Raw genomic sequence first — 16,385 nt, forward strand, 5'->3', positions numbered from 1 at the left:
ATAGAAATGTTTCAAAAGTCAGAATTTATTACACCTACTGTAATAAATATATATATTTTACAGAAAGGAGAGATTCACATATGCAGGCAGTTTCGCAAAAAAACACAGTAGAAACACCGACAATATATCGAATATTATTTGCGATTAGTTTCGGTCATTTTTTAAATGATTCGATGCAAGCAGTTGTGCCCGCGTTGTTTCCTATTTTGGAAAAAACGATGAATTTATCCTATATGCAAGTAGGGTGGATTGCGTTTGCGTTAAATATGACATCATCGATTATGCAACCGGTTTTTGGTATGTATTCGGATAAGAAGCCGTCACCATTTTTATTACCGCTCGGTATGTTTTCGAGTATGCTTGGGATGATTGGACTCGCGTTTGCACCGAACTTTATTATTGTTATTATTTCTGTTTTATTTATCGGATTAGGTTCCGCAGTCTTTCATCCAGAAGGCGCCCGAGTTGCTTATATGGCAGCAGGGACGAAACGAGGTTTAGCGCAAGCGATTTATCAAGTGGGAGGAAATACAGGTAATTCTCTAGCTCCTATTTTTACAGCGTTAATTTTCGTTCCGCTTGGGCAAATTGGTTCTTTAGGTTTTACGGCCTTTGCAGCGGTAGGAATTGTATTATTAATTTTCGTATCAAATTGGTATAGGAATGAATTAGCGACTGGCGCTGTGAGGAGAAAAAAGAGGGCTGCGCTTGAGGCGGAAAATGCGATTGTCAGTACACATATTAAATTTGTTATTTTACTTCTTGTTTTCCTTACTTTTGTACGCTCTTGGTACGGTGCTGGTATCGGGAATTTTTATCAATTTTACTTAATTGAGCATTACGGTTTATCTATAAAAAATGCCCAGTATTTCGTATTCGCATTTATGATTGCTGGTGTATTAGGAACTTTCTTTGGTGGTCCACTAGCAGATCGATTTGGAAAGAAAACAATTATTGTATTTTCAATGCTAGGTTCAGCGCCACTTGCACTTTTATTACCTCACGTTTCGCTCGTGTGGGTCGTACCGCTATTTTTATGTATCGGTTTTATTAGTTCAAGTAGTTTTAGTGTAATTGTTGTTTATGCACAAGAGCTTGTTCCTGGAAAAGTAGGAATGGTATCTGGATTAATTGTAGGGCTTGCGTTTGGACTCGGCGCTTTAGGATCTGTAGTCCTTGGGAAATTGGCGGACATATATAGTCTACAATTCATTATGTTACTATGTAGTTGTCTACCATTAATTGGACTTACTTCTTGGTTATTACCAAGTGATAAGAAAACGATAGAATAGGGGATGCGCCATGAAATTATGTGAAAACGTAACAGAATTAATAGGAGATACACCTGTCGTCCGATTATCTAAATTTATTCCAGAAGACGCAGCAGATGTGTATGTCAAACTAGAAATGTTTAATCCATCGCGCAGTGTGAAAGACCGTGCTGCCTATAATTTATTGCACGTTGCAGAAGAGAATGGTCTCATCAAACCAGGAGATACAATTATTGAACCGACAAGTGGAAATACAGGAATAGGCTTAGCAATGAATGCAGCCGCAAAAGGATATAAAGCGATTTTAATTATGCCAGATAATATGTCAAAAGAGCGTATAAATTTATTAAAAGCATACGGAGCAGAAGTAGTTTTAACACCAGCAGAACAAAGAATGCCAGGAGCAATTGCAAAAGCGTTAGAATTGCAAAAGCAAATTCCAAATAGTTTTATTCCGCAACAATTTGAAAATCCGGCAAATCCGAATGTTCATCGTTATACAACTGCACTTGAAATTTATGAACAAATGGATGGAGAGCTTGATGCATTCGTAGCAACGGCAGGAACTGGTGGAACGATTACTGGGACTGGTGAAACGTTAAAAGAGAAACTACCAAATTTATATGTTGCAGTAGTAGAACCGAAAGGATCTCCCGTACTATCCGGAGGTGTTCCAGGTCCTCATAAACTAGTAGGAACAAGTCCAGGGTTTATCCCAAAGAACTTAAATACAGAGGTGTATAACGAAATTATTCAAATTGCAGACGAAGAGGCTTTAACGACAATGAGAAACTTAGCTAGACAAGAGGGGTTATTAGTTGGGCCGTCTTCTGGTGCTTCTGTTTATGCAGCGATTATGATTGCAAAACGATTAGGCGCTGGTAAAAAAGTTTTATGTATTGCACCTGATACAGGGGAGCGTTATTTGAGTATGGGATTATTTGAATGAAAATGATAGAAACCCCTTAATGGTGAAAGAGAGCTATTAAGGGGTTTGTTGTAGGTTATTTAGAGAGGAGAAGCGCAATGAAACTATTAAAACCAACATATGAATATAGCAAACAAATTATGGAGTATCGCGATGCGTTTTTACATGCTGATGAACAACCACACGGCAGTAGTTCTTTACAAAATTTTGATTCTCTCGATGAATGGTTTGAAAAAGTGAGTATACAAGAAGCGGGAGAAAACTTACAAGGTAATCGAGTACCGTCTAGCCAATTTTTAAGTTTTGAAAAAGGGGAACTTATAGGTTTTGTAAATATTAGACATCGACTAAACTCAGAATTATTGCGGGAAAGTGGTCATATTGGATATAGTGTCCATCCAAATAAACGTCGCCAAGGTTACGCTACAAAACAACTACAATTTGCATTGGATGAAGCACAAAAATTAGGATTGCAGAAAGTGTTAATAACTTGCGATAAAGCTAATATCGCTTCGGCTAAAACGATTCAAAAGGTTGGCGGTGTGTTAGAAAATGAAGTAGTTTCTTCTCATACTGGGGAAATTGTACAACGTTATTGGGTAGAAATATGATGTAGTGGAATTTTGAAAAGGGAATACAATGTGTAATATCGAAATAAATAAATGAAGTAAGGCTGTAATGCAATTATAGGGGGAAATGAAGTGGGATTAAAAGAGAAAGCAATAGAAATGTCAGAGATTTATAGGAAGAACCCAAAAGTGGAGGCTATTATTTTAGCCGGTTCAGTAGCTAGAAAGCTAGAAGATGAACATTCAGATATAGAACTACATATTTTATGGTCAATGCCACCAGAGAATGAGGATCGTAAAGGGCCTATTAACTATATTGGTGGAACAATTTTGTCATATCATCCTTATGAGGAAGAAGAATGGTCGGAAACGTATTTGACGAAAGAAGGAATTAAATTAGAGATTAGTAACTTTTTAACAGAAACAGTAGAGAAAGTGATTTCGGATGTGGTGGATCAATATGATATAAGTTATGAAAAACAATGTATTGTATCATCCGTGCATGACGGTGTTAGTTTGTATGGAGAAGAGAAAGTACATGCATTAAAAGATAGAGTGGTAGCATATCCAGAAAATCTAGCGAAACGGATGATTTCAGAAAATCTTTGGTTAAGCAATCGCTGGCATAATCGAGAGGCGCTTTTAAAACGAAAAGATTGGCTTATGCTATATGATGTTATTTGTGAAGCACAAAGGAATATATTTGGGGTCTTATTTGGTTTGAATAAAATGTATGTACATCACCCGGCGTTTAAATGGATGCCATATAATGTGGAACGAATGATTATTAAGCCTGAAAACTTATATGAGCGTATGGCGAATACGTTAATAGGGAAACCAGAGTATAGTATACAGGAGTTAGGAGTGTTAATCGAGGAGCTATTACAGTTAGTAGAACACCATGCTCCGGAATTACATATTGCTGAACAGCAAAAGCGTATTCAATATGTGAAGTAAAAAAGAAGGGATGTAACAATGAGTTACACCCCTTCTTTCTTTTTATCCCGCTTTAATGGGCAGTAAGACCCCCACCTCAAAATTCAGCGAGAGCAAAGAAGTTAGGTGGGGATCGGGCTGCCCATTAAAGTCCGGTTGGTTCAACTAATAATCAGTGGGGGATGAAGAAAACCCCCACTGATTAAAGTTTCACTTTATTTAATCAATTTACCTAGTACTGGTAATCGTTGAATCTTATCACCGAGAATATGTGAAGCAAGTCCACTTGTTAATACGAATAAAAGGTAAACAAGTCCTCCTACAGCGCCGCATATAACAACAATGAGAAGTGATTCGATATAAGATTGTCCAGGAATTAACCATGTTAAAATTGCTTTTAATGCAATTACAACAGCAGACATTGCTGCGGAGTAAATTGTAATAAGAAATACTGTTTTTGCTGTCTCACCAATTTTAAATTTCGCAAACTTAACGATGCAGTACAACATAATACTATTGGAAACGAGGTATCCAAGAATAGTTCCAAGTACAGCACCGTGTCCGCCAAATAAATGTAAGAGCGGTGTATTTACTACAACTTTAACGAGAATCCCGGCTGAGAATGCAATCATTGTTTTTCTTTGATAATCGATTCCTTGTAAAATAGCTGCTGAAACTGTGAAAATCGCACTTAATATAGCAGACGGTGCGAATGAAATTAAATATTGTGATCCACCAAGTGCAATTTCAGGATTTACATAAACCATACGGAATGCATCGTAAGCGATACTAGCAAGACCAAAGGCAGCCGGGATCGTGAAGAATAACAAGACTTGAAATATCTTTGAAATTTGTTCTTGTAATTCTTCTAATTTTCCGCTTGTATAAGATTTCGTTATAGCCGGAATGATCGTTAAGGAGAATCCAGTTGCAAGTGAAGCTGGAATCATAATTAACTTTTGGGCATAGTTCGTTATATAAGCGAAAACTGCATTTGCTGTTTCTAACGGCTCTCCCATCGCTCTAAGGACATCAGCTACAGTATATTGATCTACTAACGTGTAAAGTGGAATTGCGATGCCGACAAATACAATTGGGATTGCATAGCGAAGTAATTCTATATAAATATTTTTTAATGGGATATTCGATGCTCTTGATTTTAATTCACCTTCGGGAGGTTTTAATCCATTATATTTTTTCCAGTACACCATTAAAATAGAGACACTTGCAAGTGCTCCGATAACAGCTCCAAACGTAGCAACTGCAACTGAAGAAGCTACTGAACCCCCTAATAATTTTGAGACGATGAAGCTACCAACTAAAATGAAAACAACACGTGCAATTTGTTCCACGACTTGAGAAACAGCACTTGGTTTCATATGTTGAAAACCTTGGAAATAACCACGTGTAACACTCATAGCTGGTACGATAATAAGTGCGAAACTTAATGCTCGCATCGTAAGTGTTACGTCAGCGATAAATTGTGGATCTGGCGTTTTCGAGCGAATAATAAATTGTGATATGTACGGTGCTCCAATAAATAAAATTAAAAATCCTAAAAAGCCCATAAACAACATTAATTTTACACTAGAATTGTATAATTTTTTGCTTGTACTATAATCACCAAGCGCATTATGCTTTGCAACGAATTTGGAAACGGCAATAGGAATACCCGCTGTTGAAAAGCTTAATAAAATACCGTACCAAGAGTATGCATATCCATATAAAGCAACCCCTTGCGTTCCAACTAGTAATTGAAAAGGGAAGAAGTATATAAAACCTAATATACGTGAAATCATTGTGGCCCCGCTTAATAAAGCAGTTCCTTTTAAAACTTTTGACGTAGACAAAATTCTTTCCTCCTACTCTTGCTGTCTTGCATTCATCGTATACTACTATAAACCTGCTAGGGAAGTTAATACAGTATAAACCATAAATGTTCTAATACTATTCATTTAAAAGTCATATTTTGAATTTTTAAATAGAATGTAATACATAAAAATTCAAAATATAAGTTGACACTATTTTTAATGTATGATAAAAATGATAGTAATCAATTCGGAAAATAATATTTGGGCAATGAAGGGGTATAGTAGTGAATATCTCCCTATTTCAGAGAGCTGATGGTTGGTGTGAATCAGTATATAGATTATTCATGAAGTTCGTCCTGGAGCATCTTTCATAAATCTCATATTTTGAGGAAATGAAAGACGGTAGTTTATACCGTTATCAAATAAAGTGGTGAAGATTGTTTCACAACTAGGGTGGTACCGCGATATTTATCGTCCCTACGTATTTACGTAGGGACGTTTTTTATTTAGGTCTTACTTTTGTTGTGGCTTCATAACTAGGGTGGTACCGCGATATTTTATCGTCCCTACGTATTTGCGTAGGGACGTTTTTTATTTAGGTCTTACTTTTGTTGTATCTTCATAACTAGGGTGGTACCGCGATATTTTTGTCGTCCCTACGTATTTACGTAGGGGCGTTTTTTTATTAGTAGGAAGGAAGTGAACGTATTAGAAAAGAGTGTGGATAGAACAATATAAATACTGAATTGTAAACAGAAAAAGATAAAGAGAGGAGATTAACAGATGAATTCACAGCAATGGACATCAAAATTAGGTTTCGTATTAGCTGCAGCAGGTTCAGCGATTGGTCTAGGGGCAATTTGGAAGTTCCCGTATATGGCCGGAATTGGAGGGGGCGGCGCGTTCTTCCTTATTTTCATCGGTTTCACATTATTAATTGGTTTACCGCTATTATTAGCTGAATTCGTAATTGGAAGAAGTACACAAAAAGAGGCTGTTGATGCGTATAGAGAAATCGCACCAAAAACATTATGGCCATGGTTAGGGAAATTAGGGATTGTAACTTGTTTCATATTACTTTCTTTCTACAGTGTTGTAGGAGGCTGGATTTTATTATATTTATGGAATGCAATTACAGGTAGACTATGGGAAGGAAATGGCGCATACGAAGCTACGTTTGGTGAAATCATTTCCAATCCGTATTTAGCCGTTGGATCACAGCTATTATTCATCCTTATTACTATTTTTATCGTAAGTAAAGGTGTACAAAATGGTGTTGAAAAAGTAAATAAATATTTCATGCCAGCATTATTCGTTTTATTCTTTGTTTTAATCGTTCGTGCACTTACGTTAGATGGTGCTGGAGAAGGAGTTCGTTTCTTCTTACAACCTGATTTCTCACATGTAACATCAGAAATCATATTATATGCAATGGGGCAATCGTTCTTCTCGCTATCTGTCGGTGTAGCCGTTATGGTAACGTATAGCTCATACTTACCGAAAGAAGAAAGCTTACCACGTTCAGCATTTTCTATCGTAGCTTTAACGCTTGTGATTACATTACTTGCAGGGCTTGCAATTTTCCCAGTAGTGTTCGCATTTGGAATGGAACCATCTCAAGGACCGGGACTATTATTTATCGTACTGCCAGCTATTTTCAGTAAAATGGCATTCGGAAAATTATTCTTCATCGTTTTCTTACTACTATTCTTCTTTGCTACTATTACATCAGCAATTTCGATGTTAGAAATTAGCGTTGCATCTTTAACTGCAAAAGGTAAAGGGAAACGTGAAAAAATGGCTTTAATCGTAGGATTACTAATCTTCGTTGTTGGAGTACCATCAGCATTATCATTTGGTATATTAAGTGACCTGAAAATTTTCGGAAAGACAGTCTTTGATTTAGCGGATTATGCAGTTAGTAACGTACTAATGCCACTTGGTGTTTTATTAGTTTCTATCTTCGTTCCTTTAAAAATGAAGAAAGATGTATTAATGAAAGAGCTTGGTGTAAGTAAAAATAAAGGCTATAAATTATTCGTATCATGGTTATTCTTACTTCGCTTCATCGCACCAATTGCGATTATTATCGTATTCTTAAATGTACTTGGCATTATTTAAACAGAAAGGTAGCGTATCATTGTATGATACGCTACCTTTCTTACTTTGTTCTTTTTTGTAGTTCGTTTACTGTTACGAACTGATAGCCCTTCTTAGATAAAGAGTCTAAAATACCTTCAATGGTCTGTAAACTTTCATTAGACTCATCATACATAGAGTGCAGTAAAATGATAGAACCTGGTTTTACATTTTTATTAACATATTCAATTTTATCAGCAGCAGATTTATAAAAAGTATCAGGTTCAAGATCCCATGTAATCGTTTCGATATTATTTTTATTTAAATAATATGGTAGTCCAATTAATTTTTTTCCATTAGGTGGTCTAAAATCAATTGCGCCTGTAAATCCTGTTTGGCGGATTAATGAATTTGTTTTTTCGATTTCTTCTTTAATAAAAGAAGGTGTTTTAAAAACCATTCTGTTATGAGAATATGTATGGTTTCCAATTTGGTGTCCAGATTGTACGATAGCTTCTCCTAACGATAGGTTTTTCTCTAATTCATTTCCGATTAAAAAGAAAGTAGCTTTTGCATTGTATGTATCTAGTAGCGGTAATATTTGTTTTACATTGTTAGTAGGGCCATCATCAAAAGTTAAAGCAATCACTTTTTCATTTGTTTCTACTCGATTTGTTAAATCTCCAAACAATTGAAAGCTTCTTGCATTCATCAATTTGTATGTTCCGAATAATGCTACAGTAATAATGAATATTGTAAAGATTGTAATGATTTTTTTCTTCTTCATAACGCAACCTCACTATAGTTTTTGATTGGACTAAAAAGTATTATATCAAACTAAGTAATTTCATGCTTTAAAAAGGATGTGGATGCAAGGGGAAGGAATTTATCATATAATGTAATGAAAAAGGTATATTAGGAGGTGTTTACATGGCGATTATAATTCAATTGCCAGACACTGCAGCGTCTCATGCAAAGCCAAGTATGGAAATGGCGATACTTTGCGTGAGGTAGACAAGTAATATACAATTCATCGCCAAAATGAGCTTGTATCATTTTTTTGTATTTGGCTTTGCACCTTATTGAAATGAACCATAAAAAATAAGGGGCGAGCAGAAATGAAATACGTAAAAGCTAAGGCAGTTTTACCAGAGAGTTTAATTACTGAAATTCAAAAGTATATACAAGGTGAAACAATTTACATTCCAAAACAAGAAACGAAACATTATAAATGGGGGACACGATCTGGAGGAAGAAAACAGTTAGATGAAAGAAACAAAGCCATTAAAGAAGCGTTTAAAAGTGGAATTGCTATTCATCAACTTGCAGAAGAGTATTTTCTTTCCGGAGAAACGATTAAAAAGATTGTGTATTCTAAATAAGAGGAAAAGAGTCTGATTCATATTACTTTGAATCAGACTCTTTTTGTTTTATATGTATTGGATATATGAGATGTGAACGGGCATGATAATATAAAAAAATGTGCCGTTTTTTTATAAAATGGTATACAGAGCACTTGAAAAGTAGAAAGGTGAACATATATGAATCATATTGGACAAATAACGATAGAGCTTTTAATTGGTTTCTTTGTTCTATTAATTGCTACAAAAATACTAGGGAAAACACAAATATCTCAGCTAACACCCTTTGATTTTATTTCTGCTATCGTCCTTGGTGAGCTCGTTGGAAATTCAATATATGACCCTAAAATTAAAGTGTGGTCTATTTTATATTCAGTATTTGTATGGGTAATTTTAATTTATACAATAGAAGTGATAACGCAAAAAATAAGAGGAACAAGAAAGTTTTTTGAAGGATATCCTTCCATTATTATCCGTAATGGAAAGATTGATCGTGAACAATTAAGTGTAAATCATTTGGACATTAACCAATTACAACAAATGCTTAGGCAACAAAAAGATATATTTTCAATCCGAGAAGTTGAATATATGATATTAGAACCTAACGGAAATATAAGTGTTCTGAAAAAAAGTAAATACGAATCTCCCACTATAAATGATTTAAGTTTAAAACATAAGCCTGTATACTTACCAATTTCATTAATTAGTGATGGAAAAGTAGTGAAAGATAATTTGAGAGAAGCGGGCTTTGATGAAGGATGGCTGTATAAGCAAATAAAGCAAAAAGGAATTACTAAATTTGAAGACGTGTTATATGCGGAATGGAAAACAGATGATGGCTTCTTTTGTCAGGAAATGGAGCGGTAAAATATAATCGATGTATGTAATATTCGTTTCTAAGTTATCTTTTACATACCAAAAAGCTAAATCATTGTATACAATAAGATTAGATCAACAATTTGTATGGAGTGATAAAGATGGAAGCTTTTATTAGAAGTGATCAATATAATTTTATAAAATCACAAGCTTATATTTTAGCGAATGGGCACGCAACGGCAAATGATAGAGGTGTCATTCAAGCGTTAAAATCACTAGCAATTGAAAAGATAATACATGTATTTGAGAATTTAACGGATGAGCAGAAAGAGTTAATCGATACGGTATTAACAGTTCAAAATAGAGAAGATGCAGAATCGTTTTTAATGAAAATAAATCCGTACGTCATTCCGTTTCAGGAAGTTACAGCGCAAACATTAAAAAAATTATTTCCTAAGGTGAAAAAATTAAAACTTCCTGATATGGAAGAAATGGACATGAAAGAATTATCTTATTTAAGCTGGATTGATAAAGGGTCAAGCAGGAAATTTATTATAGCGAAAAATGATAAAAATAAGTTTGTTGGTCTGCAAGGAACGTTTCAAAGTTTAAATAAAAAGAGCATTTGTTCTTTATGTCACGGACATGAAGAAGTAGGGATGTTTTTAGTTGAAATTAAAGGTGATATACCAGGAACTTTCGTGAAAAAGGGAAACTATATTTGTAAAGATGCCGTGGCCTGTAATCAGAATATGAAATCACTTGATAAATTACAGGATTTTATTGAGAGATTGAAGAAATAAAATGGAAAACCTCTAGTGCTTAAACTGGAGGTTTTTTATTTAAGAAACGGTAATAGATTTCTTTTTTAAAAGATATAATTTATAAATAAAACATAGGAGAGCTAAAGAAATGTTTAAAAAGTTTTTACTTTCTTTACCGGATGTTTTACTTATATGTATTGTTATCTACATAACATACACAACTACTCTTAGTTTTGTACAGATGTTAGTAATTTCAATTACAATCGGAATCGTTGGTGGTCTTGTTATAAGAATTTGTAAGGATTTATTTGCTTTTATGAAGTGGACAATTAAACAAAGGAAGTCTTGACTATGTTTAATTGCTATACTAGGAGAAACGAAATGACTAAGAAAAAGAGTAGAGTGAAAAACGAAATCGCACTTTGGACATTAACAGCGGTTGTTCTCATCATTGTATGGTACTTTTTTCAAAGATAAAAATGCATCGTACTTAAAAGGTACGATGCATTTTTATTATTTTTTTTGCCAATTTTCTTTTATAAAGTCTGCACGGCCAGATTCTTTTTGCTCAGTAGCATATTTTTCTGGATTCTTTTTATAGAAGTGTTGATGGTATTCTTCAGCCTCATAAAAAGGTGCAGCCGGGCGAATTTCAGTTACGATTGGCTCTTTAAACATACCGCTTTCCGCAAGAGTTTGTTTTGATTTTTCAGCAAGCTCTTTTTGTGTTTCAGTATGATAAAAAATAGCGGTGCGATAAGATGGACCACGGTCAAAAAATTGTCCGCCATCATCAGTTGGATCGATTTGTGGCCAATATAAATCTAGTAATTTTTTATATGGAAAAATAGAAGGGTCGAATGTAATTTGTACGACTTCTAAATGACCAGATGTACCCGCTTTAACTTGTTCATATGTTGGGTTTTCTACATGACCACCTGCATAGCCGGAAAGTACTTTATGAATACCAGGAAGTTCATCAAATGGCTTTACCATGCACCAAAAGCAACCGCCTGCGAAGGTTGCGAGTTCGTATGTTTTTTCGGACATTGTTGTAATCCTCCTAAATATATATGTTTTATATAGTATTATATAAAAAGTTTTATTGCGCAATAAAAAAGATTCGAAAATATATGTATTATTAAAAATATTTTTTTAAAAACATGTTGACAATGAAAAGAACAACGTCCTATAATACGTGTAACAAATAAAAGTTAATTAAGAATGTTCTAACTTTATATATTGTATATGCAAAGAAGAGGAAAGTAGATGATTATGATCGTTTCAGAGAGCTACTCCAAGGCTGTGAGAGTAGTAACAATCGAATCATTGAAGATCACCTCGGAGCATCGCTTGCGAAAGGGAAACTGAGTAGAGGGCGACGGCATCGTCTCCGGTAAAAGGACGGGGGTCTAATTGGACCTACAGAGCTTATATTTCGTGAGAAGTATAAGGAAGCTGAGTGGTAACGCGAAACTCTCGCCTCAGCAATCAAAGCTACTAAATTGTAGTAGTTGATTGCTGAGGCGAGAGTTTTTATTTTAAAAAATACAATAAGAGAATGCGTAGAAGAGGAGAGTAAATGATAGGCATTGTTTCAGAGAGCTACCCCTAGGCTGTGAGGGTGGTAACAATCGAGTCTTTGAAGATCACCTCGGAGTACTACTTTTGAAACTAGTAAAAAGTAGCGGAGTTGTTTCCGATAGAAAAACAAAAGTCTAATTGGACTTGCAGAGCTTATATTTCGTGAGAAGTGTAAGGAAGCTGAGTGGTACCACGATTCCCTCGTCTCAGTAATGGATTGCTACAAGTATGTAATCGATTGTTGAGACGAGTATATTTTTAAGGTTTATATACTGAATATTCTGTTAAAAATCACTCATCTCAGCAATCGATATAGAAATGGATTGCAAAAATAGAGAGAAAAAGAGGAGCGATGTGAGATGGGAAACCAGTATATTTATATGAATGGGGAATTTGTAGAAAAAGAAAAGGCGGTTGTTTCAGTATATGATCACGGTTTTTTATACGGAGACGGTGTATTTGAAGGAATTCGTAGTTACGGTGGAAATGTATTTTGTTTAAAAGAACATGTAAAACGATTATATGAATCGGCAAAATCTATTTTACTTACAATCCCACTGACAGTTGAAGAAATGGAAGAAGCAGTTTTACATACACTTCAAAAAAACGAATACGCTGATGCTTACATTCGATTAATTGTCTCAAGAGGAAAAGGTGACTTAGGGCTCGATCCGAGAAGTTGTGTGAAACCGAGCGTTATTATCATTGCAGAACAATTAAAGTTATTCCCGCAAGAATTTTACGATAAGGGACTAAGCGTTGTATCTGTTGCATCACGACGTAACACGCCAGATGCTTTAGACCCACGTATTAAGTCAATGAACTACTTAAATAACGTACTTGTAAAAATTGAAGCAGCACAAGCAGGAGTGCTAGAGGCACTTATGTTAAATCAGCAAGGATATGTTTGTGAAGGATCTGGAGACAATGTTTTCGTTGTGAAAGATGGAAAAGTGTTAACACCGCCTTCTTATTTAGGAGCACTAGAAGGTATTACGAGAAATAGTGTTATCGAGCTATGTGAGCGACTTAACATTCCATGTGAAGAAAGGCCATTTACTCGCCATGACGTATATGTAGCAGATGAAGTATTTTTAACGGGAACGGCAGCAGAATTAATTCCAGTTGTAAAGGTTGATTCAAGAGAAATTGGGGATGGGAAGCCAGGAAGTGTAACGAAACAATTGACAGAGGAATTTAAAAAATTAACGAGAGAAAGAGGAGTACGTGTTCCAGGACTGGCGGAAAGTTTACTGTAGGTAGGGAGAGGAGTTAATTAAAATGGAGCAGCATACAACATATGAGAAATTACAGTGTGAAGAAGTGACAGGAGCTGGACACGTTATTCAATGTTTGAAGAATTTAGGCGTAACGACTGTTTTCGGTTATCCGGGCGGAGCGATTTTGCCAGTGTACGATGCGTTATACGGAAGTGGTTTAAAGCACATTTTAACTCGTCATGAACAAGCTGCTATTCATGCGGCAGAAGGATATGCGAGAGCTTCTGGAAAGGTCGGGGTAGTCTTTGCTACCTCTGGCCCAGGGGCGACAAATTTAGTTACGGGCTTAGCAGATGCTTATATGGATTCGATTCCTTTAGTTGTCATTACAGGGCAAGTTGCAACGCCTTTAATTGGTAAAGATGGATTTCAAGAAGCGGATGTTGTCGGAATTACAGTACCTGTTACGAAGCATAATTACCAAGTTCGTGATGTAAATCATGTATCACGAATTGTGCAAGAAGCTTTTTACATCGCCAAAAGCGGACGACCGGGACCAGTATTAATCGATATTCCAAAAGATGTTCAAAATGCAAAAGTCACCAGTTTCTTTAATGAAGAAGTTGATATTCCGGGGTACAAACCAGAACTCGTACCAGACAGCATGAAACTTAGAGAGGTGGCTAAAGCAATTTCAAAATCAAAACGTCCACTTCTTTATATTGGAGGAGGTGTCATTCATTCAGGTGGATCTGATGAACTAATCAAATTTGCAAGAGAAAATCGTATTCCAGTCGTGTCAACTTTAATGGGACTGGGTGCGTATCCGCCGGGAGATTCATTATTTTTAGGAATGCTCGGTATGCATGGAACGTACGCTGCAAACATGGCAGTAACAGAATGTGACTTATTACTTGCTTTAGGTGTTCGTTTTGATGACCGTGTAACAGGGAAATTAGAACTCTTTTCTCCGCATTCGAAAAAGGTACATATTGATATAGATTCTTCGGAGTTTCATAAAAATGTAACTGTGGAATATCCAGTTGTTGGAGATGTGAAAAAAGCGTTACACATGTTGTTACATATGCCGATTTGTACACAGACAGATGAATGGATTACGAAAACCGAGGAATGGAAAGCGGAATACCCTCTTTCCTATATTCAAAAAGAAAGTGAGTTAAAACCACAGCATGTTATTAGCTTAGTAAGTGAATTAACGAATGGTGAAGCGATTGTTACGACAGAAGTAGGACAGCATCAAATGTGGGCTGCACATTTTTATAAAGCGAAAAACCCGCGGACTTTTCTAACATCAGGTGGATTAGGAACGATGGGATTTGGCTTCCCGGCGGCAGTTGGTGCTCAGCTTGCAAAAGAAGAAGAACTCGTTATTTGTATTGCAGGTGATGCTTCTTTTCAAATGAATATTCAAGAACTACAAACAATTGCTGAAAATAACATCCCTGTAAAAGTATTTATTATAAACAATAAATTTTTAGGGATGGTAAGGCAATGGCAAGAAATGTTTTATGAAAATCGATTATCAGAGTCGAAAATTGGATCGCCAGATTTTGTGAAAGTGGCAGAAGCTTATGGAGTGCAAGGGTTAAGAGCGACAAATTCAACTGAGGCGAAACAAGTGATGTTAGAAGCATTTGCTCATGAAGGACCTGTCGTAGTTGATTTTTGTGTAGAAGAAGGTGAAAACGTATTTCCGATGGTTCCACCAAATAAAGGGAATAACGAAATGATTATGAAGAGGTGGGAAGAATGAGTCATACTTTTTCACTCGTTATTCATAACGAGCCAAGCGTCTTATTACGTATAAGTGGGATTTTTGCTCGGCGTGGTTATTATATTTCTTCTTTACATTTAAACGAAAGAGATAATAATGGTGTTTCTGAAATGAAACTCACAGCAGTTTGTACTGAAAATGAAGCGACATTACTTGTTAGTCAGTTGAAAAAATTAATTGATGTACTACAAGTAAATACATTATAAGGAGTGTATGGAATATGAAAACGTATTATGAGAAAGATGCAAATGTAGATTTACTACAAGGGAAAACTGTTGCAGTAGTTGGCTATGGATCACAAGGTCATGCACAAGCGCAAAATTTACGTGATTCTGGTGTAGAAGTTGTAGTTGGTGTTCGTCCTGGTAAGTCGTATGAAGTAGCGAAAGCGGATGGATTTGAAGTAATGTCTGTATCAGAAGCGGTTCGAACCGCACAAGTTGTACAAATGTTACTGCCAGATGAACAGCAAGCTCATGTGTATAAAGCAGAGGTAGAAGAGAATCTTCGTGAAGGACAAATGTTACTTTTCTCACATGGATTTAACATTCACTTCGGCCAAATTAATCCGCCAAGTTACGTAGATGTAGCGATGGTTGCGCCAAAAAGTCCAGGTCATCTCGTTCGCCGTGTATTTCAAGAAGGAAATGGTGTTCCAGCATTAGTCGCAGTGCATCAAGATGCAACAGGCACAGCTTTACATGTAGCACTTGCGTATGCAAAAGGTGTAGGGTGTACACGTGCAGGTGTAATTGAAACGACATTCCAAGAAGAAACCGAAACGGATTTATTCGGAGAGCAAGCTGTACTTTGCGGAGGGGTAACTGCACTTGTGAAAGCTGGTTTTGAAACATTAACGGAAGGCGGATATCGCCCTGAAATTGCATACTTTGAATGTTTACATGAATTAAAGTTAATCGTTGATTTAATGTACGAAGGTGGTTTAACGAACATGCGCCATTCTATTTCAGATACGGCAGAGTTTGGGGATTATGTAACAGGATCGAGAATTGTTACAGATGAAACGAAGAAAGAGATGAAACGGGTACTTACAGAGATTCAGCAAGGCGAATTCGCGAAGAAATGGATTTTAGAAAATCAAGCAGGGCGTCCAACGTATAATGCGATGAAAAAAGCAGAACAAAATCATGGGTTAGAAAAAGTAGGAGCAGAGCTTCGTGAAATGATGAGCTGGATTCATGCACCGAAAGAATTAGTAAAGAAATAGAGCAATAGATTGTAAGTGAAAAA

General features: G+C 35.9%; 16 protein-coding genes and 3 other annotated features. Of the genes, 13 read left to right on the forward strand and 3 right to left on the reverse strand.

All coding sequences use genetic code 11. The features are described from left to right. The first annotated feature begins 80 nt into the window (after window positions 1–80). The 4 genes from MR070_RS06720 (at window position 81) to MR070_RS06735 (ending at window position 3,725) form a co-directional block, all read left to right on the forward strand. Complete coding sequence (locus MR070_RS06720; RefSeq protein WP_001149427.1) at window positions 81–1,292, forward strand: MFS transporter; 1,212 nt, start codon at window positions 81–83, stop codon at window positions 1,290–1,292. A gap of 10 nt (window positions 1,293–1,302) precedes the next feature. Beyond that, window positions 1,303–2,220 (forward strand): cysteine synthase A, encoded by a 918-nt coding sequence (cysK, locus tag MR070_RS06725; RefSeq protein ID WP_070805739.1) that lies wholly within the window; start codon window positions 1,303–1,305, stop codon window positions 2,218–2,220. Window positions 2,221–2,297: 77 nt separating this feature from the next. Continuing rightward, entirely contained in the window at window positions 2,298–2,810 is a 513-nt protein-coding gene (locus tag MR070_RS06730) for a GNAT family N-acetyltransferase (protein WP_000771318.1), read from the forward strand. 90 nt (window positions 2,811–2,900) lie between these two features. Further along, window positions 2,901–3,725 (forward strand): DUF4037 domain-containing protein, encoded by an 825-nt coding sequence (locus MR070_RS06735; protein WP_242260872.1) that lies wholly within the window; start codon window positions 2,901–2,903, stop codon window positions 3,723–3,725. Between the two features lie 194 nt (window positions 3,726–3,919). Here MR070_RS06735 and MR070_RS06740 read toward each other — a convergent pair whose 3' ends face one another. Beyond that, on the reverse strand, window positions 3,920–5,554 hold the full coding sequence (locus MR070_RS06740) for a putative polysaccharide biosynthesis protein (RefSeq protein ID WP_242260874.1): 1,635 nt from the start codon (window positions 5,552–5,554) through the stop codon (window positions 3,920–3,922). 220 nt (window positions 5,555–5,774) lie between these two features. Beyond that, window positions 5,775–5,997, forward strand: a binding site (T-box leader). A 301-nt stretch (window positions 5,998–6,298) separates the two neighbouring features. Here MR070_RS06740 and MR070_RS06745 point away from each other — a divergent pair. Then, the gene (locus MR070_RS06745) at window positions 6,299–7,636 is read left to right on the forward strand and encodes a sodium-dependent transporter (protein WP_044790458.1); all 1,338 of its coding nucleotides are present in this window, start codon (window positions 6,299–6,301) and stop codon (window positions 7,634–7,636) included. Window positions 7,637–7,676: 40 nt separating this feature from the next. Here the strand turns inward: MR070_RS06745 and MR070_RS06750 are convergent, their stop codons facing one another. Further along, window positions 7,677–8,381, reverse strand: coding sequence for a polysaccharide deacetylase family protein (locus tag MR070_RS06750; RefSeq protein WP_000727398.1), 705 nt, complete (start codon window positions 8,379–8,381; stop codon window positions 7,677–7,679). Between the two features lie 331 nt (window positions 8,382–8,712). On the opposite strand from MR070_RS06750, the gene MR070_RS06755 reads away from it, so the two are divergent. The 4 genes from MR070_RS06755 (at window position 8,713) to MR070_RS06770 (ending at window position 10,884) form a co-directional block, all read left to right on the forward strand. Next, complete coding sequence (locus MR070_RS06755) at window positions 8,713–8,976, forward strand: CD3324 family protein (protein ID WP_000878319.1); 264 nt, start codon at window positions 8,713–8,715, stop codon at window positions 8,974–8,976. A gap of 159 nt (window positions 8,977–9,135) precedes the next feature. After that, window positions 9,136–9,822 carry a DUF421 domain-containing protein gene (locus MR070_RS06760; protein WP_001015528.1) on the forward strand — a complete coding sequence of 229 codons (687 nt, stop codon included), beginning with the start codon at window positions 9,136–9,138 and terminating at the stop codon, window positions 9,820–9,822. A 110-nt stretch (window positions 9,823–9,932) separates the two neighbouring features. Then, a complete protein-coding gene (locus MR070_RS06765) occupies window positions 9,933–10,574 on the forward strand; it encodes a FusB/FusC family EF-G-binding protein (protein ID WP_000387076.1) in 642 nt (213 codons plus the stop codon). 109 nt (window positions 10,575–10,683) lie between these two features. After that, window positions 10,684–10,884 (forward strand): hypothetical protein, encoded by a 201-nt coding sequence (locus tag MR070_RS06770; protein WP_070805744.1) that lies wholly within the window; start codon window positions 10,684–10,686, stop codon window positions 10,882–10,884. A gap of 164 nt (window positions 10,885–11,048) precedes the next feature. On the opposite strand, the gene msrA is transcribed toward MR070_RS06770, so the two are convergent. Continuing rightward, window positions 11,049–11,585, reverse strand: a complete 537-nt coding sequence (gene msrA / locus MR070_RS06775) for a peptide-methionine (S)-S-oxide reductase MsrA (protein WP_070805745.1) — start codon at window positions 11,583–11,585, stop codon at window positions 11,049–11,051. Between the two features lie 194 nt (window positions 11,586–11,779). Continuing rightward, window positions 11,780–12,025, forward strand: a binding site (T-box leader). A 67-nt stretch (window positions 12,026–12,092) separates the two neighbouring features. Continuing rightward, window positions 12,093–12,331: a binding site (T-box leader), on the forward strand. Between the two features lie 147 nt (window positions 12,332–12,478). On the opposite strand from msrA, the gene ilvE reads away from it, so the two are divergent. Genes ilvE through ilvC form a run of 4 tightly spaced genes read left to right on the forward strand, consistent with a single transcriptional unit; the run spans window position 12,479 to window position 16,362 of the window. Next, the gene (gene ilvE / locus MR070_RS06780) at window positions 12,479–13,378 is read left to right on the forward strand and encodes a branched-chain-amino-acid transaminase (protein WP_242260876.1); all 900 of its coding nucleotides are present in this window, start codon (window positions 12,479–12,481) and stop codon (window positions 13,376–13,378) included. A 22-nt stretch (window positions 13,379–13,400) separates the two neighbouring features. Next, complete coding sequence (gene ilvB / locus MR070_RS06785) at window positions 13,401–15,113, forward strand: acetolactate synthase large subunit (protein ID WP_242260878.1); 1,713 nt, start codon at window positions 13,401–13,403, stop codon at window positions 15,111–15,113. Further along, the gene (locus MR070_RS06790; RefSeq protein WP_000019911.1) at window positions 15,110–15,340 is read left to right on the forward strand and encodes an ACT domain-containing protein; all 231 of its coding nucleotides are present in this window, start codon (window positions 15,110–15,112) and stop codon (window positions 15,338–15,340) included. The genes ilvB and MR070_RS06790 overlap by 4 nt, the downstream gene beginning before the upstream one ends. A gap of 14 nt (window positions 15,341–15,354) precedes the next feature. After that, complete coding sequence (gene ilvC / locus MR070_RS06795; RefSeq protein WP_000861126.1) at window positions 15,355–16,362, forward strand: ketol-acid reductoisomerase; 1,008 nt, start codon at window positions 15,355–15,357, stop codon at window positions 16,360–16,362. The last annotated feature ends 23 nt before the right edge of the window (window positions 16,363–16,385 follow it).

The organism is Bacillus cereus group sp. BfR-BA-01453 (assembly GCF_022662915.1).
Classification (GTDB): domain Bacteria; phylum Bacillota; class Bacilli; order Bacillales; family Bacillaceae_G; genus Bacillus_A; species Bacillus_A paranthracis.